This window comes from Blastococcus sp. TML/C7B (assembly GCF_016612845.1).
Taxonomy (GTDB): domain Bacteria; phylum Actinomycetota; class Actinomycetes; order Mycobacteriales; family Geodermatophilaceae; genus Blastococcus.
Genome location: NZ_JAEOAA010000001.1, coordinates 1,186,158 through 1,206,387, shown reverse-complemented (window position 1 = coordinate 1,206,387; position 20,230 = coordinate 1,186,158). Strand labels below are relative to the sequence as shown.

24 protein-coding genes and 1 pseudogene are annotated in these 20,230 nt (G+C 75.2%); 11 read left to right on the top strand and 14 right to left on the bottom strand.

Annotation, left to right across the window (positions count from 1 at the left end; all coding sequences use genetic code 11):
* Positions 1–9: 9 nt before the first annotated feature.
* A complete protein-coding gene (locus JKP76_RS22195) occupies positions 10–138 on the bottom strand; it encodes a hypothetical protein (protein WP_255522510.1) in 129 nt (42 codons plus the stop codon).
* Here JKP76_RS22195 and JKP76_RS05820 point away from each other — a divergent pair.
* Positions 80–727: pseudogene (locus JKP76_RS05820) on the top strand (MBL fold metallo-hydrolase); the annotation flags it as partial. The gene JKP76_RS22195 and the pseudogene JKP76_RS05820 overlap by 59 nt on opposite strands.
* A 141-nt stretch (positions 728–868) precedes the next feature.
* Here the strand turns inward: JKP76_RS05820 and JKP76_RS05815 are convergent.
* From JKP76_RS05815 to JKP76_RS05805, 3 genes are all read right to left on the bottom strand, one after another.
* A complete protein-coding gene (locus JKP76_RS05815) occupies positions 869–1,354 on the bottom strand; it encodes an SRPBCC family protein (RefSeq protein WP_200489933.1) in 486 nt (161 codons plus the stop codon).
* Entirely contained in the window at positions 1,351–1,701 is a 351-nt protein-coding gene (locus tag JKP76_RS05810; RefSeq protein ID WP_309229971.1) for a metalloregulator ArsR/SmtB family transcription factor, read from the bottom strand. Before JKP76_RS05810 ends, JKP76_RS05815 begins: the two co-directional genes overlap by 4 nt.
* Before the next feature lie 92 nt (positions 1,702–1,793).
* A complete protein-coding gene (locus JKP76_RS05805; protein WP_309232858.1) occupies positions 1,794–2,861 on the bottom strand; it encodes an amidohydrolase family protein in 1,068 nt (355 codons plus the stop codon).
* 304 nt (positions 2,862–3,165) lie between these two features.
* Between JKP76_RS05805 and JKP76_RS05800 the strand changes: the two genes are divergently transcribed.
* From JKP76_RS05800 to JKP76_RS05790, 4 genes are read left to right on the top strand one after another with little or no spacing between them, the layout of a single operon-like run.
* On the top strand, positions 3,166–3,843 hold the full coding sequence (locus tag JKP76_RS05800; protein WP_200489932.1) for a DedA family protein: 678 nt from the start codon (positions 3,166–3,168) through the stop codon (positions 3,841–3,843).
* Positions 3,840–4,394 (top strand): HAD family hydrolase, encoded by a 555-nt coding sequence (locus JKP76_RS05795; RefSeq protein WP_242471199.1) that lies wholly within the window; start codon positions 3,840–3,842, stop codon positions 4,392–4,394. The genes JKP76_RS05800 and JKP76_RS05795 overlap by 4 nt, the downstream gene beginning before the upstream one ends.
* Complete coding sequence (locus JKP76_RS20440) at positions 4,367–4,510, top strand: hypothetical protein (RefSeq protein WP_242471198.1); 144 nt, start codon at positions 4,367–4,369, stop codon at positions 4,508–4,510. The genes JKP76_RS05795 and JKP76_RS20440 overlap by 28 nt, the downstream gene beginning before the upstream one ends.
* Positions 4,507–5,127, top strand: coding sequence for an alpha/beta family hydrolase (locus JKP76_RS05790; protein WP_200489931.1), 621 nt, complete (start codon positions 4,507–4,509; stop codon positions 5,125–5,127). The genes JKP76_RS20440 and JKP76_RS05790 overlap by 4 nt, the downstream gene beginning before the upstream one ends.
* 74 nt (positions 5,128–5,201) lie before the next feature.
* On the opposite strand, the gene JKP76_RS05785 is transcribed toward JKP76_RS05790, so the two are convergent.
* From JKP76_RS05785 to mftF, 3 genes are all read right to left on the bottom strand, one after another.
* Positions 5,202–6,293 carry an SRPBCC family protein gene (locus tag JKP76_RS05785; protein ID WP_200489930.1) on the bottom strand — a complete coding sequence of 364 codons (1,092 nt, stop codon included), beginning with the start codon at positions 6,291–6,293 and terminating at the stop codon, positions 5,202–5,204.
* Between the two features lie 76 nt (positions 6,294–6,369).
* Positions 6,370–7,617 (bottom strand): MFS transporter, encoded by a 1,248-nt coding sequence (locus JKP76_RS05780; RefSeq protein WP_309229973.1) that lies wholly within the window; start codon positions 7,615–7,617, stop codon positions 6,370–6,372.
* Positions 7,618–10,356 carry a mycofactocin biosynthesis glycosyltransferase MftF gene (gene mftF, locus JKP76_RS20435; RefSeq protein WP_309232857.1) on the bottom strand — a complete coding sequence of 913 codons (2,739 nt, stop codon included), beginning with the start codon at positions 10,354–10,356 and terminating at the stop codon, positions 7,618–7,620.
* 109 nt (positions 10,357–10,465) lie between these two features.
* Here mftF and JKP76_RS05765 point away from each other — a divergent pair, with 109 nt between their 5' ends.
* The gene (locus JKP76_RS05765; RefSeq protein ID WP_200489928.1) at positions 10,466–11,458 is read left to right on the top strand and encodes an iron-siderophore ABC transporter substrate-binding protein; all 993 of its coding nucleotides are present in this window, start codon (positions 10,466–10,468) and stop codon (positions 11,456–11,458) included.
* A gap of 22 nt (positions 11,459–11,480) precedes the next feature.
* Here the strand turns inward: JKP76_RS05765 and mftE are convergent, their stop codons facing one another.
* Complete coding sequence (mftE, locus tag JKP76_RS05760; protein WP_200489927.1) at positions 11,481–12,176, bottom strand: mycofactocin biosynthesis peptidyl-dipeptidase MftE; 696 nt, start codon at positions 12,174–12,176, stop codon at positions 11,481–11,483.
* Positions 12,177–12,216: 40 nt separating this feature from the next.
* Here mftE and JKP76_RS05755 point away from each other — a divergent pair, with 40 nt between their 5' ends.
* Positions 12,217–12,594 carry a YchJ family protein gene (locus JKP76_RS05755; protein ID WP_200489926.1) on the top strand — a complete coding sequence of 126 codons (378 nt, stop codon included), beginning with the start codon at positions 12,217–12,219 and terminating at the stop codon, positions 12,592–12,594.
* 53 nt (positions 12,595–12,647) lie between these two features.
* On the top strand, positions 12,648–13,127 hold the full coding sequence (locus JKP76_RS05750; protein WP_200489925.1) for a pyridoxamine 5'-phosphate oxidase family protein: 480 nt from the start codon (positions 12,648–12,650) through the stop codon (positions 13,125–13,127).
* Between the two features lies 1 nt (position 13,128).
* Here the strand turns inward: JKP76_RS05750 and JKP76_RS05745 are convergent, their stop codons facing one another.
* The 4 genes from JKP76_RS05745 to mftA form a co-directional block, all read right to left on the bottom strand.
* Entirely contained in the window at positions 13,129–14,961 is a 1,833-nt protein-coding gene (locus JKP76_RS05745; protein WP_200489924.1) for a bifunctional diguanylate cyclase/phosphodiesterase, read from the bottom strand.
* 94 nt (positions 14,962–15,055) lie between these two features.
* A complete protein-coding gene (mftC, locus tag JKP76_RS05740; protein ID WP_200489923.1) occupies positions 15,056–16,288 on the bottom strand; it encodes a mycofactocin radical SAM maturase in 1,233 nt (410 codons plus the stop codon).
* Positions 16,285–16,581, bottom strand: coding sequence for a mycofactocin biosynthesis chaperone MftB (mftB, locus tag JKP76_RS05735; protein ID WP_200489922.1), 297 nt, complete (start codon positions 16,579–16,581; stop codon positions 16,285–16,287). The genes mftC and mftB overlap by 4 nt, the downstream gene beginning before the upstream one ends.
* A gap of 28 nt (positions 16,582–16,609) precedes the next feature.
* Complete coding sequence (gene mftA / locus JKP76_RS05730; protein ID WP_200489921.1) at positions 16,610–16,726, bottom strand: mycofactocin precursor MftA; 117 nt, start codon at positions 16,724–16,726, stop codon at positions 16,610–16,612.
* Between the two features lie 134 nt (positions 16,727–16,860).
* Here mftA and mftR point away from each other — a divergent pair, with 134 nt between their 5' ends.
* Entirely contained in the window at positions 16,861–17,460 is a 600-nt protein-coding gene (gene mftR / locus JKP76_RS05725) for a mycofactocin system transcriptional regulator (RefSeq protein ID WP_200491284.1), read from the top strand.
* A gap of 132 nt (positions 17,461–17,592) precedes the next feature.
* Entirely contained in the window at positions 17,593–18,831 is a 1,239-nt protein-coding gene (gene mftD / locus JKP76_RS05720; RefSeq protein ID WP_200489920.1) for a pre-mycofactocin synthase MftD, read from the top strand.
* A 78-nt stretch (positions 18,832–18,909) separates the two neighbouring features.
* Here the strand turns inward: mftD and JKP76_RS05715 are convergent, their stop codons facing one another.
* Complete coding sequence (locus JKP76_RS05715; RefSeq protein WP_200489919.1) at positions 18,910–19,428, bottom strand: hypothetical protein; 519 nt, start codon at positions 19,426–19,428, stop codon at positions 18,910–18,912.
* Between the two features lie 115 nt (positions 19,429–19,543).
* Here JKP76_RS05715 and JKP76_RS05710 point away from each other — a divergent pair, with 115 nt between their 5' ends.
* Complete coding sequence (locus JKP76_RS05710; RefSeq protein WP_200489918.1) at positions 19,544–20,005, top strand: GNAT family N-acetyltransferase; 462 nt, start codon at positions 19,544–19,546, stop codon at positions 20,003–20,005.
* Positions 20,006–20,009: 4 nt separating this feature from the next.
* Here JKP76_RS05710 and JKP76_RS05705 read toward each other — a convergent pair whose 3' ends face one another.
* Positions 20,010–20,207, bottom strand: coding sequence for a hypothetical protein (locus JKP76_RS05705; RefSeq protein ID WP_200489917.1), 198 nt, complete (start codon positions 20,205–20,207; stop codon positions 20,010–20,012).
* Positions 20,208–20,230: the final 23 nt, after the last annotated feature.

The following is a 20,230-nucleotide window of genomic DNA, read 5'->3' as shown; positions in this document are numbered from 1 at the left end:
CGCCCCTGTCTACCAGCGCGGGTGCCGGGGTAGGGCGTCGTCCATGGCCGAGCCCGCAGCACCGCCCGCCGACGTCACCATGACCTTCGGCGGCACCGCGACGATGCTGCTGCGGATCGGCGGGTTCACGCTGCTCACCGATCCGAACTTCCTGCACCGCGGCCAGCGGGCGCGGCTCGGCTACGGACTGCGGGCTAAGCGGCTGACGGAGCCCGCGCTGCAGCCCACCCAGCTGCCGGAGCTCGACGGGATCCTGCTCTCGCACATGCACGGCGACCACTGGGACCGCATCGCCACGCGCTCGCTGCCCAAGGAGACCCCGGTGGTGACCACGCCCGAGGCCGCGACGTGCCTCGCCGACCGCGGGTTCACCGGCACGGCGGACCTGCGGGCGTGGCAGACCCACGCGTTCACCCGCGGCGAGGAGACGCTGCGGGTCACCTCGGTGCCCGGCGTCCACGGCCCCGGCCCGCTCGCGCGGGTGCTGCCGCAGGTCATGGGCAGCGTGCTCGAGCTGGCCGGGGCCGACGGCGCGGTCTCCTGGCGCGGCTACATCAGCGGCGACACCCTCTACCGGCCGTTCCTCGGCGAGGTGCTGGAGCGGTGCGGGCCGCTCGACGTCCTCATCCCGCACCTGGGCGGCACCAGGGCGCTCGGGCTGACCGTCACCATGGACGCCCGGCAGGGTGCCGACCTCGTCGAGCTGCTGAGGCCCCCGGTCACCGTCCCGGTCCACTACGACGACTACGACAGGTTCCGGAGCCCGCTCGGGGACTTCGTCGCCGAGGTCGCCCGCCGCGAGCTGCCCGGCGCGGTCCGCACCGTGCAGCGCGGCGACACGATCAGCCTGCGGGCCTTAGATCCGCGGTCAGCCGGCGGCCAGGAGGTCGTCCAGCTTCTCGTACCCCTCGTTCACGCCGACCTCCATGCCGCTGGCCACGAACGCGTCGCGCCCCTCGAAGGAGTCGACCAGCGAGGTCGAGGTGAGCCGGCAGCGCCCGTTCCCGAGGTCCTCGAGCACCAGCCGCTCCAGGGCGACGTCGTCCGGCATGCCCTCGAAGGCGAACGTCTGGACGATCAGCTCGTCCTCGCGCACCTCGTGGAAGGCGCCGTTGAACGCGTACTCCTCGCCGTCCTGCGACATCACGTAGCGGTAGGAGCCGCCCGTGCGGCAGTCGTGGTGGTCGATCCGCATCTCCATGCCCTTCGGGCCGGTCCACCGGGCGAACAGCTCCGGGTCGACGTGCGCTCGGAACACCTTCGCGGGCGGCGCGTCGAACTCGCGGATGATCCGGACGAGCGGGACGTCGGGGTCGACGACGATCTGGGTCTCGTGCTGCGTGGTGCTGGTCATGACGCGGTTCCTTCCTGGGGGAGGACGGCATCCGGCATGTCGCGCAGGACGTCGTCCAGACGGCGGTAGCGCTCCTCGGCCTGGCGCCGGTAGCGCTCGATCCACTTCGTCATCAGGTCGAACACCTCGGCCTCGAGGTGCACCGGGCGGCGCTGGGCCTCCCGGCTCCGGCTCACCAGACCGGCGTCCTCCAGCACCTTGAGGTGCTTGGAGACGGCCTGGACGGTCACGTCGTAGGGCGCGGCGAGCTCGTTGACCGTGGCGTCGGCGACCGCGAGCCGCGCCACGATGTCCCGCCGGGTGGGGTCGGCCAGGGCCGAGAACACCCGGGAGAGCGGATCCGCCACCAGGTCCTCCTCCTTGCTCAACCTTTCGGTTGAGGACGACGGTAGACCCGTCGAGGCGCCGTGGTCAACCGTCCGGTTGAACAATCCGGTCGTCAGCCGGCGGCGAGACGGGCGGCCCGGGTGACGACGTCGGCGCGCAGCGCGTCGGCGTCCACGCGGGTGGCGCGGCCGTCGGCCACGACCCGGCTGCCCCCGACCCACACGTCGCGCACGTGCCGGCCGTCGGCTGACCACACCAGGTGCGCCAGCAGGTCCTCCGGGTCGCCGACCGGCTCGAAGACCAGGTCGCGGGTGTCCACGTGCACCAGGTCGGCGCGCCGGCCGGCCTCGAGCACGCCGAGGTCGGCGCGGCCGATCGCGTCGGCGGCCGCGCCGGTCACCAGCCAGAGCGCCTCGGCGGCGGTCAGCGCGGTCGCCGACCGCTCGCGCAGCCGGGCCATCGCCGCGGCCAGGCGGGCGTCGGCGAGCAGGTCGAGGGAGTCGTTGGACGCCGGCCCGTCGGTGCCCAGGCCCACCCGCAGACCGCGGTCGAGCATGTCGCGCAGCCGGATCACGCCGCTGGCCAGCTTGGCGTTGCTCGCCGGGCAGTGCGCGACGGCGACGTCGTACTCCTGCCACAGGTCGAGGTCGCCGTCGTCCATGTGCACGCAGTGCGCGGCCAGCACCCGGCCGCCGAGGACGTCGTGCGCGGCCAGCAGGGAGGGCACCGACAGCCCGTGCGCGGCCAGCAGGTCGTCGCCCTCGGTGGCGGTCTCGGCGACGTGCAGGTGCAGGAGCATGCCGTGCTCGCGGGTGAGCCGGGCCGCCTCGCGCAGCACCGGCAGCGGCACGGTGTAGGCGGCGTGCGGCCCGATCCCGTACTCGACGCTGCCGTCGTCCGGGGCGCACTCGTTCAGCCGCACGGCGTCGGCCAGCTGCTCCTCGACCGGCGGCAGGCCCGGCATCGGGATCAGCGTCGCGAGGACCAGCGCGCGGGCGCCCGTGGCGCCGACGGCCGCGGCGATCCGCTCCGCCTCGAAGTACATCTCGACGCTGGTCGTGATCCCGTTGGTCAGCATCTCCGCCGACGCCGCGGTCATCGCGACCTCGACGTCCTCGGGGGTGAGCCGCGCCTCGCGCGGCCACATCACCTCCTGCAGCCACCGGTCCAGCGGCAGCACCCTCGCCCTGGCCGCGGAACAGCACCATCGGCGCGTGCGAGTGGGTGTTGACCATGCCCGGCATGAGCAGGCCGGGGAGCTCGACCGGTTCGGCGTCGCCCCGGGCGGGGGCCTCGGCGGCCGGCCCGACCCACTCGATCCAGCCGTCCCGGACGTCGACGACGGCATCGGGGACGACGGTGCCGGCGCGGTCCCCGACCACGACCGCCCGGGCGGTGAAGCGCTGACGCATAGCTGGCGACGCTAGCCGCGCGGGCCCTCGGCGTCGCGGCAGCGCCCCGGGGCCGCCGATACCGTGGGCGTCATGGACTTCCTCACCGCCGCCGCCTCCGACGAGGGTGGGATCACCGGGTTCCTGCTGGACCTGGTGAACTCGCTGGGCCCGGTGGGGGTGGGGCTGGCCATCCTGGCCGAGACGGTCATCCCGCCCATCCCGAGCGAGGCCGTGCTCGGGCTGGCCGGCGTGCTGATCAACGACGGCGAGATGAACATCGTCCCGGTCGTGCTCTTCGCCACCCTCGGCTCGATCCTGGGCGCGATCTTCTTCTACTACGTCGGCCGCGCCCTGGGCCCGCGCCGCTCGCACGCCTTCCTCGACCGGCTGCCGCTGGTCGAGACCGAGGACGTCGACAAGACCTTCGCCTGGTTCGAGCGGCACGGCCGCTCGGCGGTCTTCTTCGGCCGCATGGTGCCGATCGTGCGCAGCTTCATCTCGGTGCCGGCCGGTGTCGTCCGCATGCCGATCGGCCAGTTCCTGCTCTTCACCGCCGCCGGCAGCCTGATCTGGAACAGCGTGCTCATCGGGCTGGGCGTCGCGGCCGGCGACTTCGTGCGGGACAACCTGCACTTCCTGGACTACGCGGTGGTCGTGGCCGTCGTGGTCGCGGTGGTGTGGTTCGTCTACAAGAAGGCCAGCGGCGGGCTGCGCCGTCCGCCGTCCGCGGGCTCGCACCTGCCGGCCGACGAGCGCGACTCGGCATGAGCCGCCGGCGCCCCGCCGTCGTCGCCTTCGACGTCAACGAGACGCTGCTCGACCTCGCGCCCGTGCGGGCCGCCCTGGTGGAGGCCGGGCAGCCCGCGTCGCTGCTGGGCGCGGTGTTCGCGCGCACGCTGCTGACCGGCGCGGCCGCGACCGTGGTCGGCGACTGGTGCTCCTTCCGGGAGGCGTTCGCGTCGGCGCTGGAGCAGGAGGCCGCGCTGGGGCCGGACGCCCGCGCCGGGGTGCTGGAGGCCTTCGGGGAGCTCTCGCCGCACCCCGACGTGGAGCCGGCGCTGCGGCGGCTGACCGAGGCGGGCGTGCGCGTGGTGACGCTGACCCACGGCTCCCCCGGCGTGGCCGAGGCGGGGCTCGCCCGCGGCGGGGTCACGCCGCTGGTCGAGGCGTCGTTGAGCAGCGAGTCGATCCGCGCCTGGAAGCCCGCCCGCGAGGTCTACCTGTGGGCCGCCGGCCGGTGCCGGGTCGCCCCCGACCGGCTGGCGCTGGTCGCCGCGCACGGCTGGGGGACGTGCTGGGCGCGCAGCGGGCCGGGCTGACCGGGGCGTGGTTCCCGCGCAGCGAGCGGGTGTACCCGCCGGTCTACGAGCCGCCGCACGTGCAGGCCGCCGACCTCGCCGGCGCGGTCGAGGCGCTGCTGGCGCTGCCGGCATGAGCGAGCTGGTCGACACCCCGCACGGGCCCGCGCGGGTGGTGAGCTCCGGCGACGGCGGCGCGGGCACGCTGGTGCTGGGCCACGGGGCCGGCGGCAGCTCGGAGGCGCCCGATCTCGCGGCGCTCGCCGCGGAGGCGGCCGACGCGGGCTGGCTGGTGCACCGGGTGGACCAGCCCTGGCGGGTGGCCGGCAAGCGGATCGCCCCCGCCCCGCCACGGCTCGACGAGGCGTGGGGTGCGGTGCTGGACCGGCTGCGGCTGACCGACCGGCTGCCCGGGCGGCTGGTGCTCGGCGGCCGCAGCGCCGGAGCGCGGGTGGCCTGCCGGACGGCGGCGGCCGAGGGCGCGGCCGGCGTGCTCGCGCTGGCCTTCCCGCTGCACCCGCCGGGCAGGCCGGAGAAGAGCCGCGCCCCGGAGCTGACCGGAGTCGCGGTGCCGATCGTCGTCGTCCAGGGCGAGACCGACGCGATGGGCCGGCCCGAGCACATCGCCGCCGCGCTGGCCGGCTCCGGGCTGGCCTCGGTCTACGCGGTGCCCGGCGACCACTCGCTGAAGAAGAACCCGGGCCTGGTCGCGGCCGCGGCGATGTCGTGGCTGACCGAGGTGCTCCCGGCCTGACCGGGATCGTGCGTGATCACCACGCTTTGAGGGTCGCTCCGACGCACCTCGGGGCAGCCCTCAGCGCGCGCTGATCATGAGCGGCGGCGCCGGCGGCGGACCAGCAGGACGACGGCGACGAGCGCGGCTGCGGCGCCCGCCACCCGCGCGTAGCGGGCGACCGGGCCGGAGCCGGAGATCTCCAGCAGGTCGATGGGCTCCGGCTTCGCGACCGGGGCGACCGGGGCCGTCGCGGCCGGGGGAACGGGCCGCGGCCCGGCCGACGGCACGCTGCGGACGGGGGCTCCGGTGGCGGGCCGGGCCGGCGGCGCGGAGGGGCCGGACGGCGGGCTGCTCGGCCGGGGGGCCGGGGCCTTCTTCGCCGCCAGGGCCGCCGGGGCCGACTTCGTGGAGGGAACGGCCTTCTTCGCAGGGGCCGCCTTCTTCGCCGGGGCCGCCTTCTTCGCCGCCGCCTTCTTGGCGGGCTCCGCCTTCGTGGCGGGCTCCGCCTTCGTGGCGGGCTCCGCCTTCGTGGCGGGCTCGGCCTTCGTCGCGGGCTCGGTGACCTTCTCGGTGGCGCTCGCGGCTGCCTTCTTCGTGGCCGCCGCGGCCTTCTTCACAGCCTTCGCGGGCGCGCTCTCCGCGGGCAGCTGCTCCACGGAGGCGGCGATCTCCTCGACCGCGCCGGTCGCCGTCGCGGCGACCGCGGCCACCGGGCCGGGCTCGGCAGCGGGAGCAGCGGCGGGGGCCTCCAGCCGGGCGGCCAGCTTCTCGGCGAACTGCGCGAGCATCTTGTCCCCGACGTCGGTCATCACGCCGCGGCCGAACTGGGCCGGGCGCCCGGTGACGGTCAGGTCGGTGACCACGTCCACGCGGGTCCCCGGGCCCTCGGCCACCAGGGTCGCGGTGATCGTCGCCGTCGCCGTGCCGTTGCCGCGCTGGTCCTTGCCGCGCGCGTCGATGACCGCCCGGTGGGCCGCCGCGTCCCGCTCGGTGAACGACGCCTTGCCCTGGTAGGTCAGGTTGATCGGCCCCAGCTTGACCTTGAGCGAGCCGCTGACGTCGTCGCCGGTGACCGAGTCCAGGGTGGCGCCGGGCATGCACGGCGCGGTCCGCTCGAGGTCGAGCAGCACCCGCCACGCCTCCTCGACGGGCAGCGGCACGCTGAACGAGTTCTCCAGTTGCACGTCGGGACCCTCCTGGGGGCTGCGAACCGCCGGCCCCCGGGCGGGACGGACGGGTACGGACCGGCGGCTGCCGACGCTACCGCCCGACCTGCTCCGGCACCGGCGCGCCGTGAGCGGCCTGCGCCGCGTGGGACGGGAGGGCACGGGCGAGCTCGCGGCGACGCAGGACGGCCGACACGGCGAGCGCCATCAGCCCGGCCGCCGCCAGCGCGGCACCGACCAGCCCCGGCGCCGTGTAGCCGGCGCCGGCCGCGATCACCAGCCCGCCGAGCCACGCGCCGAGGGCGTTGGCGGCGTTCAGCGACGAGTGGTTCAGCGCCGCGCCCAGCATCTGGGCGTCGCCCGCCACCTCCATGAGCCGCAGCTGCAGGCAGACCACGAGCACCGAGGCGACGGCGCCGATCAGGAACATCGCCGCGACGACGGTGACCGGCGTCCGGGCGGCCAGCGGGACGAGCACCAGCACCACGCCGATGGCGACGTTCGCGCCGACCAGCGACCGGAACAGCGCCAGGTCGGCCAGCCGCCCGCCGACCGCCGTCCCGACGACCATGCCGGTCCCGTACACCAGCAGCACCAGCGGGATGGAGCCGCGGGACATGCCCGTCACCTCGGTGACCAGCGGCGCGACGTAGCTGTAGACGGCGAACATGCCGCCGAACCCGACGACGCCCACGAGCAGGGTGAGCAGCACCTGCGGACGGCGCAGCGCGCCCAGCTCCGTGCGGACCGTGGCACCGGGGTTCCGCGGCGACGCCGGGACCACCGCGGCGACGGAGACGATCGTCAGGACGCCGATGACGACGACCGCCCAGTAGGCGCTGCGCCAGCCGAGCTGCTGCCCGAGCCAGGTGGCCGCCGGCACGCCGACGACGTTGGAGACGGCCAGGCCCAGCATCACCGAGCTCACCGCCCGCCCGCGCAGGCGCGGGGCCACGAGCGAGGCGGCGACCAGCGAGGCAACGCCGAAGTACGCGCCGTGCGGCAGCCCGGCGAGGAAGCGGGCGCCCAGCAGCGCGCCGTAGCCCGGGGCGAGGGCGGTCAGCACGTTGCCCGCGACGAACAGCACCATCAGGCCGATGAGCAGGCCGCGCCGCGGCAGCCGGGTGCCGAGCGCGGCGATCACCGGCGCTCCGACGACGACGCCCAGCGCGTAGAGCGAGACGACGTGACCGGCCGTGGGGATGTCGATGCCGACGCCCTCGGCCACGTCGGGCAGCAGCCCCATGGTGACGAACTCGGTGGTGCCGATGGCGAAGCCGCCGAGCGCGAGGGCCACGATCGCGGCGGCCACGCGCCCGGTGGAGAGGGTCGGAGCGGTCACTCAGTGCACCGCGACCGGCTCGGCGTCGGAGTCGACGGGCAGCTCCCAGGGGCGGACGACGAGCAGCAGCAGGGCGATCGCCAGCGCCAGGGCCGTCACCACCACCGTGCCGATGGCGGCGGCGTCGTTGCCGAGCAGGCCGACGACGGGGGAGACCAGGGCGCCCACGCCGAACTGGACGGCGCCGAGCAGGGCCGCGGCCGTGCCGGCTGCCTCGCCGTGCCGGGAGAGCGCCAGCGCCGGCGCGTTGGGCAGCGCCAGCCCGCAGGCGAAGAGCACCGCCCACAGGCTCAGCGCCACGCCCCACAGCCCGCCGGTGCTCGTCAGGGCGAGGACCAGCAGCAAGGCGCCGGCCAGCGCTCCGGCCACGGTGCCGGCGACCAGGATCTGCGCCGGCGACCAGCGGCCGAGCAGGACCGGGTTGAGCTGGGTGGCGGCGATCAGCCAGACGGCCCCGGCGCCGAAGAGCAGGCCGAACTGCTGCTCGTCGAGGCCGAACTCGCCCTGGTAGACGAAGGCAGAGCCCGAGACGTAGCTGAACAGGCCGGCCATCGTCAGCCCGGCGACGAGCACCAGCCCCACGTAGGGGCGGTCGCGCAGCAGCTCGCGGTAGCCCCTCAGCGTGCCTCCGATCCCGCTGGACCGGCGGCGCTCGGCGGGCAGGGTCTCGGGCAGCAGCCGCGCGCCGACGACGACCAGCACGACGCCGTAGACCGCCAGCAGCGCGAAGATCCCGCGCCACGAGGTGAAGCGGAGCATCTCGCCGCCGATGGTGGGCGCGAGCACCGGTGCGGCGCCCAGCACGAGGAACAGCCGGGAGAGCATCCGCGCGGCCGCCCGGCCGTCGAAGAGGTCGCGCACGATCGCGAGGGCGATCACCGCACCGGCCGCCGTCCCCACGCCCTGCAGCACGCGCAGGGCGCCGAGCACGGCCAGGTTCGGGGCGACGATCACCAGCAGGGACGCCAGCACGTGCAGCGCGGTGCCCGCGAGCAGCGGGCGGCGCCGGCCGTAGGCGTCCGACAGCGGGCCGAGCACCAGCTGCCCGAGCGCGAGCCCGACGAGCGTGCCGGTGAGGGTCAGCTGCACCGCGGCCGACGTCGTCTCCAGCTCGCGGGTGATCGTCGGCAGGGCCGGCAGGTACATGTCGATGGTCAGCGGCCCGATGGCCACGAACGCGCCCAGCAGGAGCGCGGTGCGGGCGGCGCCGGGCACCGGCGCCGTGGGCGCGGAGGCCGGTCGTTCCTGCAGCGTGGTCACAGGTGGGCGCAAGGCGGCGCGGCCGCCGGGCATTCCGGTTCGGCGGGATCGCGGCGTGTCACGGGCGCGGCGGCCGGGTCGGCAGCAGCGCCGCGGCCGACCGCGCGCGGAGCGCCCCGGTCCACAGCCCGGCGCCGTAGGCGAGGTCGTCCAGTCGGCGCGCGGCGAGGTGACGGACCGGTCCGATCCGCCGCCGGTGCGGCCACCAGGCGAGCAGCCCCTCGACGACGGCGACGGCCACCAGCCGGCGCCGCACGGGCCGGGACACCGCGGCCGCGGCGACCGCCAGCGGCCAGTGGTGGCGGGTGACGGCGCGCGCCGTCGCGCGGGCCGAGACGCCGGTCGCCCGCGCGGTGAGCAGCGCCGCGAGCGCGACCGGCGGCCGCTCCCCGGCCGCGCCAGCCGGCGGGCCAGCCGCACCGCCCGGGCGGCGAGCAGCCCGCCGGCCACGACCCGGCCGGCCCGCGGGCCGGTGAGCGCCAGCACCGTCGCGGCGGCGACGTCGGGGGCGACGACGAGCGGGGAGACCAGGCCCTCGTGCCGGGCGGCCAGCAGGGCCGCGCCCGTGCCGTAGAACGCGCGGCGGCGCAGCCACTCCGCCGTCCCGACCGGGTGCTGGTGGGCGACCTCGGCGGCCGGCTCGTAGCGCACCCGCCAGCCGGCCGAGGCGAGCCGCCACACCAGGTCGACGTCCTCGGCGACCCGCATCGCCTCGTCGAAGCCGCCGTCCCCGAGCGCCGCCCGCCGGGCCAGCAGCGCCGCGCTCGGCACGTAGGACACCCCGGTCAGCGGCCGGACCGGCGCCGGCCGCGGCCCCATGTCCAGCACGCCCTCGACCTGCTCGTAGCCGTGCAGCCAGCCGCTCCCGGGCAGCGGGACGATCCGCGGGGCTACCAGCGCCAGCCGGGGATCGGCCAGGTGCGGCAGCAGCACCGCCAACCAGCCCGGCCGCGGCACGCAGTCGGAGTCCAGGAAGGCGACCAGCGGTGTCCGCGCCGCCCGCAGCCCGGCGTTGCGCGCGGCGGCGGGCCCGCGCGCGGTCGCGTGCCGGACGACGACGGCGTCCCCGGCCTGCACCGGGTCGGCCGAGCCGTCGTCGACCACGACGAGCGGGAGGCCCGCGGTGACCGGGTCCGCGCGCAGCGCGGCGAGCAGCCGGGCCAGCTCGACCGGCCGGTCCTTGACCGGGACCACCACGGTCACGTCGGCTGCCTGGGTCGAGGGCGTGAGGTCGGGGTGCGCCAGCCCGGCGTCGAGCAGCTGAGCGGCGAGACCCGCGGTCGAGGCGTCGCGGACGACGAGCCGGTCACCGGCCAGCAGCGCGCGGGCCCGCGGCGCGAGCCGCAGCAGCCGGAGCGGAGATCCGCCCAGCAGCGTCGCCCCGCCGTCGCGGCGGGTGACCCGCGGATCGAGGCGGACGGCGAAGCCGTCGGGCAGCCGGGCGCCCGGCGCCCCGGGGAGCGCTGCCGGTGCGGTCACCGGGGCAGTCTCCCCCGCCGCCCGCGCGGCTCCGGAGGACGGCCGCCGCACACGGCTCGACCACGATGTGTTTAGGTCAGCCTTACCTGATCCTCCGAAGGAGCCCCGCATGACCCCCCGCCCCCTCTTCCGCGGCGCCGCCCTGCTGGCCGCCGCCGCGCTCGTCGTCACCGGCTGCGGTTCCGACGACGACTCCGACTCCGGCAGCAGCGGCGGGGGCAGCTCCTCCGGCGCCTTCCCGGTGACCGTCGAGACCGCCTTCGGGGACGTGGAGATCGAGGAGGAGCCCCTCCGCGTCGTCGCCCTCGGCTGGGGGGACGCCGAGACCGCGCTGGCCCTGGGCGTGCAGCCGGTGGGCGCCAGCGACTGGCTGGCCTTCGGCGGCGAGGGCGTCGGCCCGTGGTCGGAGGGCCTGTACGACGAGGCCCCGGAGATCATCGAGACGCTGGAGCCCAGCCTCGAGGCGATCGCGGCCCTGGAACCCGACCTGATCCTGGACACCAAGTCCGACGGCACGCAGGACCGCTACGACCTGCTGAGCCAGATCGCGCCCACCGTCGGCATGCCGAAGGGCGTCGAGGCCTACCAGACCACCTGGCAGCAGCAGCTCGAGATCGTCGGCCAGGCCCTGGGCAAGTCCGACGAGGCCGAGGAGCTCGCCGCGGAGGTGGCCGACGCCTTCACCGAGGCCGCCGACGCGCACCCGGAGTTCGAGGGCACCGAGGTCGCCGTCGCCGCCTTCACCTCCGAGGGTTTCGGCGCCTACGTGCAGGGCGATGCCCGCGTCGACTTCATGGAGGAGCTGGGCTTCGTCAACAAGCCGGCCATCCAGGAGCAGGCCACGGACAACTTCTTCGTGCCCGTGAGCGAGGAGCAGGTCTCGCTCCTGGACGCCGGGCTGACCGTCGCCTTCCCGATCTACGTGGAGGCCTCGGAGTTCACCTCCAACCCCCTGTGGCAGGCGCTGCCGTCGGTCCGCGACGGCCACGTCGTGGTCCTCGAGGACGAGACCCTGGCCAACGCGTTCTCCATCGGCACGGCACCGGGCATCCTCTACGCCCTGGAGAAGACGGTTCCCCTCTTCGCCGACGCCCTGGCCTGACCGTCCTCCCCCGCCGGGCGGCTCAGCCCCCGAGCCGCCCGGCGGGGTCCACGGTCCAGCCGCGCACCGCCTCGACCAGCCGCCGGCCCATGGCGGCCAGCAGCTCCGCACCCTCCGGCGCCGACGCGCCCGCCGGGTCGCCCAGCACGCCCGTGGGGCTCACCGCCCGCACGCCCCCGGCCCGCAGCCGCGGCAGCAGCTCCGCCACCGGCGCGGTCTCCCCGGCCACCGCGTCCGCCTCGCGCACCCCGTCCGGTTCCACGTGCAACATCAGCGACGTCTCGGTCCGCCCGGCGTGCGCGTCCCCGCCCGGCACCCCGCAGGGGAACCACGCGACGTCCCGGCCCTCCGACCGCAGCAGCGGCACCGCGGCCCGCAGCGCGTCCAGATTGCCGCCGTGCCCGTTCACCACCAGCAGCCGCGGCGCCCACCGGCAGGCCGAGCGGCCCAGCTCCACCAGCAGCGCCGTCAGCGCCTCGGTGCCGATCGACACCGTCCCGGGGAACCCCTCGTGCTCGCCGCTGGCGCCGTAGGGCACCGCGGGGGCGAGCAGCGCACCGTCCAGCCCGGGCAGCGCCTGCCGGGCGACGGCGGTCGCGACCGAGGTGTCGGTGGCCAGCGGCAGGTGGTGCCCGTGCTGCTCGACCGAGCCCAGCGGGACGACGAGCAGTGCCGACGAGGGGATCCGCGGCCACACGGCACGGGCGAGGTCAGTCACGCCGGCAGCCTAGGGACCGCCCCCGGGGCAGAATGCCGGCATGGCGAACCGGCGCTGCCCCTGCGGATCGGGCCTGCCCTACGACGAGTGCTGCGGCCCCCTCCACGCGGGCACCACGCCGGCGCCCACCGCCGAGCGGCTCATGCGCTCGCGGTACAGCGCCTTCGTCGTCGGCGACGCCGCGTACCTGCGCGCCACCTGGCACCCGCGCACCCGTCCGGCGGAGCTGGAGCTGGACGACGGCGTCCGCTGGCTGGGCCTGGACGTGCTCGCCGTCGACGGCGGCGGGCTGCTCGCCACCGAGGGCACCGTCGAGTTCCGCGCGCACTGGTCGGCCGGCGGGGAACGCGGCGCGCAGCACGAGGTCAGCCGCTTCGTGCGCGAGGACGGCGCCTGGCGCTACCTGGACGCCGTCTGACGGTGCCGCCGTCCGGGGTGTCGCCCGGCGCGAGCCTGGGCACGGTGCCTGCCATGAGCGCAGAGGACACCCGCAAGGTCGCCGAGCTGATCCAGGGTCAGCGGTTCGGCTTCCTCACCACCACCACGCCCGAGGGCAAGCTGACCAGCCGGCCGATGACGCTGCAGGAGGTGGAGTTCGACGGCGACCTGTGGTTCTTCGCCGAGCGCGACTCGCACCCGGTGCAGCACATCCGGGCCACCCCGCAGGTCAACGTCGGCGTCGGCTCCGGCGGGACGTGGGTCTCGCTGACCGGCTCCGCCACCGTCGTCGACGACCCGGCGAAGAAGAAGGAACTCTGGAACGGCGCCGTCGAGGCCTGGTTCCCGCAGGGCCCGGAGGACCCGTCGGTCGTCCTGCTGAAGGTCGAGGGCGACTCCGCCGAGTACTGGGACAGCCCCGGCGGCCGACTGGCCACCGCCTTCAGCTTCGTCAAGGCCAAGGCGACCGGCGAGCGGATCGACGGCGGCGAGAACGAGAAGGTCGACCTCTAGGTCAGCTCCGGACGGGCACGCCGGCGGCGAGGGCTGCGCCCGCGCGGTCGGCGGGCTCGGGCCGGGCGAACAGGTAGCCCTGGGCCGAGCCGCAGTCCAGGTCGGCCAGCGCCCGGCGCTGGTCCTCGGTCTCCACGCCCTCGGCGACGATGTCCAGGCCCAGCGTGCGGGCCAGCTCGACGATCGAGGTGATCAGGGTGACCGCCGACCGGCCGCGCGGCAGGTCGGTGACGAAGCTCCGGTCGATCTTGAGGATGTCGGCCGGCAGGTGCCGCAGGTAGGACAGCCCCGAGAAGCCGGTGCCGAAGTCGTCGATGGCGATGCGGATGCCCAGGGCCCGCAGCGCCTGGAGCTGGGCGACCACGGCGTCGCCGTCGCGGACGAGCACGCCCTCGGTCACCTCCAGGGTCAGCTGCTCGGCGGGGAAGCCGGTCTCCTCCAGCGCCGCGACGACCAGCGCGATCACGTCGCTGCCGTCGTGGAACTGGCGGGGGGAGAGGTTCACGGCCATGCGCACCGGGTCGCCGGTCTCCGCCGTCCAGGCAGCGCCCTGACGTAGCGCCTGGCGGAGCACCCAGGCGCCGATGCCGTCGATGGCGCCGGTCTCCTCGGCGAGCGGGATGAACTCGACCGGCGGGATCAGACCGCGCTCGGGGTGGTTCCAGCGCACCAGGGCCTCGAAGCCGGTGGTGCGGCCGTCGCGGAGGCGGATGGTCGGCTGGTAGTGGACCTCCAGCTGGCCGGCGCCGGCCGCGACGGCGAGGTCCTGGGCGAGGTCCGCGCGGCGGCGGGCGGCCTCGGCCATCCCGTCGGCGTAGACGACCAGGCGGTTCTTGCCCTGGGCCTTGGCCAGGTACATGGCGAGGTCGGCGTTGCGCAGCAGCGCGCCGGCCGTGCGCTCGGTGACGTCGGACGAGGCGGCGACCCCGATGCTGCAGTGCACGGTGAGCAGGCCGTCGTCCAGCGGCACGGGCACCGACAGCGCCACCAGGGCCCGCTCGCCGACGGCGCGGGCGACCTCCGGGCCGCCGTCCACGACGACGGCGAACTCGTCACCACCGATGCGGGCGACGACGTCGCCCGGGCGGACGCAGCTGCGCAGCCGCTCGGCGAGCACGAGCAGCAGCTCGTCGCCGGTGGCGTGCCCGCGGCCGTCGTTGACGGCCTTGAAGTCGTCGACGTCGATGAACAGCAGGCTCACGGCGCCGCCGCGGGCGAGCAGCCGGTGGGTGAACTCCTCGAGCAGCGTGCGGTTGGCCAGGCCGGTCAGCGGGTCGCTGAGCACCTGCTCCTCGTTGAGCCGCCACGAGGAGAGGTGCGCCAGGCTCGCGGCGAGGACGAAGGCGGCGTGGATGCCGGCCCACAGCCAGGGGTTCGCGTTGCCGCCGTGCCCGAAGACCGCGTGCGGGAAGAGCGTGCCGACCACCCCGTGGTGGGCGGCGACGACGACGATCGCGATGCCGAACGGCACCCACGCCTGGTAGAGCGCGACGACGCCGATCATGACGAAGAACGAGAAGTGCGCCTCGGTGACCCCGCCCCACAGGTGGACCAGCGCGCCGCACGCCGCCATGAGGCTGACGGTGGTCGCGGCCGAGCGGGTGGCCCGGCCGAAGCGGGGCAGCGCGAACAGCAGGGGTCCGGCGACGGCGGCGAGGACGGCGACGGCCGCCGGCTGCCCGAACCCCCACACCCACGCCAGCAGGACCAGGCAGAACGCGGAGCCGATCGCCAGTCGCACGATGGCGCGGTGGCGGCTCTGCCAGACCTCCTCGGGCAGGCGGCGGCCCGACGGGAGGAGGCGGGCGGCCCGGGCGGGGAGTTCGAGGATCACCTCGTCCTGATCGGCGGGGCCGATCCGGTTCCGCAGCCCACCGGCCGCCCCTCCCCCTACGGGGTGGGAGCGGCCGGTGGTCGCGCGGGCGGGGTCAGCGCAGGTCGAGGCCGGCCAGGGGGGACTCGTCGCAGATCTTCGCGGGGATCGACGGGATGCCGAGCAGGGTGGGCTGGCCGCGCACCGGACCGCTGTGCGAGTGGTCGATGTGGCTGCGCGGGGTGACCAGCTCGAGGTCGCGGGCGGCCAGCGCCGTCTCGCCGTAGCCCTGCACGCACTCCGGGTCGGGGCCGTCGAGGGGCAGGCCGGTGAAGAACTTGGCCGCCATGCACCCGCCGCGGCAGGCGTCGAAGTGGGCGCACTTGGTGCAGGCGCCGCCGGTCTGCGGGTTGCGCAGGTCGGCGAACAGCTCGCTCTGCTGCCAGACCCGCTGGAAGCCACCCTCGTCGCGGACGTTGCCGGCGAGGAAGTTCTCGTGGATGGCGAACGGGCAGGCGTAGACGTCGCCGACCGGGTCGATCAGGCAGACCACGCGGCCGGCGCCGCACAGGTTCAGCCCGGGCAGGGCCTCGCCGAAGGCCGACAGGTGGAAGAACGAGTCGCCGGTGAGGACGCCGTCGCCGTTGGCGAGCAGCCAGTTGTAGAGCTCGCGCTGCTGCGCCATCGTCGGGTGCAGGTCGTCCCACACGTCGGCGCCGCGGCCCGAGGGCCGCAGCCGGGTGATCCGCAGCTGCGCGCCGAAGGAGTCGGTCAGCGCCTTGAACTCGTCGAGCTGCCCGGCGTTCTCCCGGGTGACGACGACGGAGACCTTGAAGTCCTTCATCCCGGCCTCGGCCAGGTTCTCCAGCGCGCGGATGGCGGTCGCGTAGGAGCCGGTGCCGCGGACGCGGTCGTTCACCTCGGCGGTGGCGCCGTCCAGGGAGATCTGCACGTCGACGTAGTCGGTGCGGGCCAGCTGGGCGGCGCGGGTCTTGTCGAGCTTGATGCCGTTGGTGGAGAACTTGACGCCGACGTCGTGGCCGATGGCGTAGTCGAGCAGGTGCCAGAAGTCCGGCCGCACGGTCGGCTCGCCGCCGCCGACGTTGACGTAGAAGACCTGCATCCGCTGCAGCTCGTCGATGACCGCCTCGGCCTCGGCGGTCGACAGCTCGCGCGGGTCGCGCCGTCCCGAGGAGGACAGGCAGTGCGCGCACGCCAGGTTGCAGGCGTAGGTGAGCTCCCACGTCAGGCAGATGGGGGCGTCCAGGCCGTACTCGAACTGGTCGATCAGACGACCGCCGGTCGGCCGAGGAGGCGCGGCGGGGCGGGGCGGCAGGAGGGCGGTCACGGGGTCCCCTCGGGGTTCGGTTCGATCATCTGCGAGCGGGCGAGATCGGCCAGCGCCTTCTCGTAGGCGGGGCGCTGGGCCTCGGTCACGCCGCAGGCGGTGAGCGCGGCGGTCGCGCTCGGGTGGTCGGCGAGCGCCTCGACGACGGACACCAGGGTCTTCGACTTCAGGAAGGAGAGCTTCCGGTTGCCGAAGTGGTAGACCAGCGCGCCGAAGGGCTCGGGCCGCAGCGCGACCGAGCGGGCGCGCCGCCAGGGCCCGGCCGGGTCGAACGCGACCTCGGCAGAGGACACCGCCGCGGTCACAGGGGTGCCGACGCGATCAGTAGACGCCGCACATGCCGTCGATGGAGACCTCTTCCACCAGCGACTCCTCGACGAGGGCCTCGTCCGCGGCGGGGGCGGTGGTCTCGACGTCGGTGCTCGTCGTCTCGGGCATGGGGACCTCCGGGGGATCGCTGAACGGGCAGGTGAGGGGCACACTAATGACACTGAGTGCCACCGATCAAGGGGGGCACCCGACTGCCCGCCCAGCATCCACCCCGCCTCCCGGAACGGCATGATCAGATCGTGATGCAGCCCGAGGTCGTGCCCGCCGGGACGCCGGGGGAGGCCACCCGCGCCCGGGTCGAGCGGGCCGCGCTGGACCTGTTCGCCTCGCGCGGGTTCGAGAACGTCACCAGCGACGAGGTGGCCGACGCCGCGGGCATCAGCCGGCGCACGTTCTTCCGCTACTTCGCGACGAAGGCCGACGCGGTGTGGGGTGACTTCGCCGGCCACGTCGCCCGCCTCGAGGCGCTGCTGGCTGCCGGCGACCCGGGGCAGCCGGTGCTCGCCTCGGTCTGCGCGGCCTACGTCGAGGTGAACGCCTACCCCGACTCCCAGCTGCACCTCCTGCGCGAGCGGATGCAGCTGATCCTCACCGAGCCGGCGCTGCTGGCCCACTCGCAGCTGCGGTTCGCCGAGGTCGACCGCGCGGTGGCCCGCTACGTCGCCGTCCGCACCGGGGAGTCACCCGACCGGCTGGTGCCCCGGCTGGTCGCGGCCAGCACCCGGGCCGCGGCGACGACGGCGTTCGAGGCCTGGCTCGCCGACGAGGCGAGCTCGCTCGTGGACCAGCTCCGGGTCGCGCTGGAGGAGATGGCCGGCGGCTTCCTCGCACTGCGCCGCTGACCCCGCTGACCCTCCGGGATGAGCCCGCTCGCGGGATCCGGGCGTGACGGGGCTCTCACCGGGGTACTGTGGCACTCAGTGCCACCGGTGACGCCGTCGCCGGACCGACGAGCCGACAACGAGGAGTGCACGATGGCGAACCCCTGGTTCGAATCAGTGGCCGAGGCGCAGCGACGCGCCAAGAAGCGGCTGCCCAAGGGGGTCTACGGCGCGCTGGTCGCCGGCTCCGAGCGCGGCCTGACCGCCGAGGACAACCTCGCCGCCTTCGCCGAGATCGGCTTCGCCCCGCACACCGCCGGCCTGGCGAACGAGAAGAACATGGCCGTCACCGTCATGGGCCAGGAGCTCGCGCTGCCGGTGATGATCAGCCCGACCGGCGTCCAGGCCGTCACCCCCGGCGGCGAGGTCGACGTCGCCCGGGCCGCCGCGTCGCGCGGCACCGCCATGGGCCTGTCCTCCATGGCGAGCAAGCCGATGGAGGAGGTCATCGCGGCCAACCCGAAGACCTTCTTCCAGCTCTACTGGGTGGGCGACCGGGACGTCATGGCCGCCAAGGTCGAGCGCGCCCGCAAGGCCGGCGCCGCCGGGCTCATCGCCACGCTGGACTGGTCGTTCTCCTACGGCCGCGACTGGGGCAGCCCGTTCATCCCCGAGAAGATCAACTTCGAGGCGATGCGCCGGTACGCCCCGCAGGTCATCACCAAGCCGCGCTGGGCCTGGCAGTTCGCCAAGACCATGCGCATCCCGGACCTCACCGTGCCGAACATGGTCGCCACCCCCGGCGACCCGGCGCCGACGTTCTTCGAGGCCTACGGCCAGTGGATGCAGTCCCCCATGCCGACCTGGGAGGACGTCGCCTGGCTGCGCGAGCTGTGGGGCGCCGACAAGCCGTTCATGCTCAAGGGCGTCATGCGGGTCGACGACGCCAAGCGCGCCGTCGACGCCGGCGTCACGGCGATCTCGGTCTCCAACCACGGCGGCAACAACCTCGACGGGACCCCGGCCTCGATCCGCGCGCTGCCCTCGGTCGCGGCGGCCGTGGGCGACCAGGTCGAGGTCCTGCTCGACGGCGGCATCCGCCGCGGTGGCGACGTCGCCAAGGCCCTCGCCCTGGGCGCCAAGGCCGTCATGATCGGCCGCGCCTACCTCTGGGGCCTCGGCGCCAACGGCGAGGCCGGCGTCGGCAACGTGCTGGACCTGCTCCGCGACGGTCTCGGCTCGGCCATGATCGGCCTGGGCAAGTCGAACGTCGCCGACCTCAGCAGCGAGGACCTGGTCATCCCGGCCGGCTTCGAGCGCCAGCTCGGCGACTCCGCCGTCGCCAACGCGACGCTGAGCACCTCGCCGGCCGCCGCCCGCCGGGACGCCTGACCGCTCCCGCCTCCCCCACTGCGGGGAAGGCGGCCTCCGGGCGACGTCCCGAGGGCCGCTTTCCCCGCAGTCGGCGTGTCAGGACACCTCGGACAGCAGCGCGGCCCGGCGGCGCAGGTGGGCGCGCATCCAGAGGTGGCCGGCGGCCGCGAGCGCCCACGCGGGGACGGCGGCCCACCACCACGGGCTGCCGGTGATCGCCAGGAACGCCGAGAGCACCCCCATCAGGACGAAGAAGGCCGGGGCCCACCGCCGTTGGCGGTCGAGGTGGACCAGCTGGGCGCCGATCAGACCGCTGGCCGCCTGGCGCACCGCCGGCTCGGCGGGCACCGGTCCGCGCAGCGCGGCCCGGCGGACCCGCCGCGACAGGCCCTCGGGCGACCGCGCGGCGACATCCCGGACACCTCGCTGCTGGCGGTGCTGGAGCGGGCCCATCACGACGCCGAAGACCAGACCCATGACAGCGCCCTGGACGAGGGCAGAGGTCCAGCTGTCACCGTCCGACCAGCGGGTGAACGCGGTCCAGAACAGGCCGAAGAGCGCCCCGTTGAGCAGACCGAGCCCCCAGGCCGGGGCGTTCAGGAGCCGATCGCGCATGCGGCGATCGTGCAGGTCGGCGGCACCGGCGGCGACCGCGCCGCCCGGATCGGGTGACGCGAGGGCGAGCCCCGGCGGACCCCGCAGCGGGCACCCGGCAGGACAGACTGGGCGCGTGGATGTGAGTCGTGCAGGAGCGCAGGACGTTCCGCAGCTGGCGCGCCTGCTCTGGCTGAACGCGGCACCCGAGGAGCAGGCACGTCAGTCGGTCGAGGCCTTCGCCTTCGACCTGGGTGCCTGGTGGGCCGACCACGCCGGCTCGCACGTCGCCTTCGTCGCGCGCCCCGGCGGCTCGGAGGTCGCCGGGATGGCATGGCTGGCGCTCGTCCCGAGGGTGCCGCGGCCGGGCACGACGACGCGGCTCTCGGCCGACGTCCAGAGCGTGTTCGTCCTGCCGGCACGGCGCGGGCAGGGCATCGGGACGGCGCTCGTGCGGGCCGCGAGGGACCACGCCGTCCGGCTCGGGGCGGCGCACGTGTCGGTGCACTCGAGCACGCGGGCCGTGCCCGTCTACGAGCGGCTGGGCTTCGCGTCGTCGCGGCTGTTCCTGACGTCCACCGGGGGCGAGCCCGGCTGACGGGTCACCCCAGGAGGCCGCCGAGCTTGCCGCCGCCGAACTTCTTGATCAGGTCCATCGGGTCGATGCCGAACTTCTGGAGCAGCCCGGCGTCCTTGTCGGTGTCCACCTGGTCGGGGAGCTCGGAGTCGGCCTGCTGGGCCTTGGCGTCGTCGCCCTGAGACTTCAGCAGCTGCAGGATCTGGTCCTTGTCGATGTTCATGGCGGTTCCGGTACCCCGCCGCG

What these genes read in the sequence shown, in the direction of transcription:
- mftD (WP_200489920.1), top strand. Translation starts at nt 17,593, where the DNA reads ATGGCGAACCCCTGGTTCGAATCAGTGGCCGAGGCGCAGCGACGCGCC.
- JKP76_RS05765 (WP_200489928.1), top strand. Translation starts at nt 10,466, where the DNA reads ATGACCCCCCGCCCCCTCTTCCGCGGCGCCGCCCTGCTGGCCGCCGCC.
- JKP76_RS05755 (WP_200489926.1), top strand. Translation starts at nt 12,217, where the DNA reads ATGGCGAACCGGCGCTGCCCCTGCGGATCGGGCCTGCCCTACGACGAG.
- JKP76_RS05800 (WP_200489932.1), top strand. Translation starts at nt 3,166, where the DNA reads ATGGACTTCCTCACCGCCGCCGCCTCCGACGAGGGTGGGATCACCGGG.
- JKP76_RS05715 (WP_200489919.1), bottom strand. Translation starts at nt 19,428, where the DNA reads ATGCGCGATCGGCTCCTGAACGCCCCGGCCTGGGGGCTCGGTCTGCTC.
- JKP76_RS05815 (WP_200489933.1), bottom strand. Translation starts at nt 1,354, where the DNA reads ATGACCAGCACCACGCAGCACGAGACCCAGATCGTCGTCGACCCCGAC.
- JKP76_RS05790 (WP_200489931.1), top strand. Translation starts at nt 4,507, where the DNA reads ATGAGCGAGCTGGTCGACACCCCGCACGGGCCCGCGCGGGTGGTGAGC.
- JKP76_RS05750 (WP_200489925.1), top strand. Translation starts at nt 12,648, where the DNA reads ATGAGCGCAGAGGACACCCGCAAGGTCGCCGAGCTGATCCAGGGTCAG.
- JKP76_RS05795 (WP_242471199.1), top strand. Translation starts at nt 3,840, where the DNA reads ATGAGCCGCCGGCGCCCCGCCGTCGTCGCCTTCGACGTCAACGAGACG.
- JKP76_RS05705 (WP_200489917.1), bottom strand. Translation starts at nt 20,207, where the DNA reads ATGAACATCGACAAGGACCAGATCCTGCAGCTGCTGAAGTCTCAGGGC.
- mftA (WP_200489921.1), bottom strand. Translation starts at nt 16,726, where the DNA reads ATGCCCGAGACGACGAGCACCGACGTCGAGACCACCGCCCCCGCCGCG.
- mftR (WP_200491284.1), top strand. Translation starts at nt 16,861, where the DNA reads ATGCAGCCCGAGGTCGTGCCCGCCGGGACGCCGGGGGAGGCCACCCGC.